General features: G+C 65.5%; 2 pseudogenes. Both read right to left on the bottom strand.

The features are described 5' to 3' along the window. Positions 1-161, bottom strand: a pseudogene (locus AOK17_RS53350) (chitinase); the annotation flags it as partial. 414 nt (positions 162-575) lie between these two features. Beyond that, positions 576-1,535 (bottom strand): annotated as a pseudogene (gene adh / locus AOK17_RS47235) (aldehyde dehydrogenase); the annotation flags it as partial.

Here is a 1,535-nt window from a genome sequence, read left to right as displayed (position 1 = left end):
ACGGCCGTGCCGTCGGCGGAGTTCGCCCCGGCGACGTCCAGGCACTTCCCGGCGAGGCCGGTGATGGTGCCGGTGGCAGCCTGCGCGGGGGACGCGGTGAGCAGGCCGGTCGCGAGGGAGAGAACGGCGAGGGAGACAACTGCGGAGAGAGATCTGGGCATGCGCGCAGGGGCCCTTCGTGGGGGGATGATCAACCGGGGCACCGTTCACCTTGTGAACGCTGGATGTGTCACATGGTGCGATGCTGAGGCGTGAACCTAAAGGTCTGGACCGCTTTCGTCAAGACATGAAGTAAGCTGTGAAGGAAGCGAGTTGCAGCTTCCGGCCAGGCTTCGTTCGCCCGCGGGGGTGCGCGGGCCCGCGGTTCGCCCCGCGTTGGCGCTTCTGCAATCCAGTGACCCTGCGTGAGTGCGTGCGCGTGCCCGGCTCGGCTCGGCTCGGCAGAGCGTCCAGGTTCTCTTCCGCCACTACGCCAATGGTTCGGCTCTGCGCAGCGAAGGGCGCCTGACAGGCGTTTGGCCTGGTCAGGCGCCCTTCGCTTTGTTCCTGCCGGTTCTGTCTGTTCCTGCCTGTTCCTAGAAGAAGCCCAGCTTCTTGGGTGAATAGGACACGAGGAGGTTCTTCGTCTGCTGGTAGTGCTCCAGCATCATCTTGTGGTTCTCGCGGCCGATGCCGGACTGCTTGTAGCCGCCGAACGCCGCGTGCGCCGGATACGCGTGGTAGCAGTTGGTCCACACCCGGCCCGCCTGGATCGAACGGCCCGCGCGGTACGCCGTGTTGATGTCCCGCGTCCACACACCGGCCCCGAGCCCGTACAGCGTGTCGTTGGCGATCTTGATGGCGTCGTCGAAGTCCGCGAACGATGTGACCGACACGACCGGCCCGAAGATCTCCTCCTGGAAGATCCGCATCCGGTTGTCGCCCTGGAAGATCGTCGGCTGGACGTAGTAGCCGCCCGCCAGCTCACCGTCGTACTCGATACGGTGACCGCCCGTCAGGACCTTGGCGCCCTCCTGCTGACCGATGTCCAGGTAGGAAAGGATCTTCTCCAGCTGGTCGTTGGAGGCCTGGGCGCCGATCATCGTCTCGGTGTCGAGCGGATGACCAGGCTTGATCAGCTCGGTACGGGCGACCGCCGCGTCGAGGAACTCGCTGTAGTGGCCCTGCTGGACGAGCGCCCGGGACGGACAGGTGCACACCTCACCCTGGTTCAGCGCGAACATCGTGAAGCCTTCGAGCGCCTTGTCCCGGAAGTCGTCGTCCCGAGCCCATACGTCGTCGAAGAAGATGTTCGGCGACTTGCCGCCGAGTTCGAGCGTGACCGGTTTGATGTTCTCGGAGGCGTACTGCATGATCAGCCGCCCCGTCGTGGTCTCGCCGGTGAAGGCGACCTTCGCCACGCGCGCGCTGGACGCGAGAGGCTTGCCCGCCTCGACCCCGAAGCCGTTGATGATGTTCACGACACCCGGCGGCAGCAGGTCCGAGACCAGGCTCATCCAGTAGTGGATCGATGCCGGGGTCTGCTCGGCGGGCTT

This window comes from Streptomyces phaeochromogenes, from assembly GCF_001418655.1.
Lineage (GTDB): Bacteria > Actinomycetota > Actinomycetes > Streptomycetales > Streptomycetaceae > Streptomyces > Streptomyces phaeochromogenes.
This window is presented reverse-complemented; position numbering and strand designations above follow the sequence as displayed.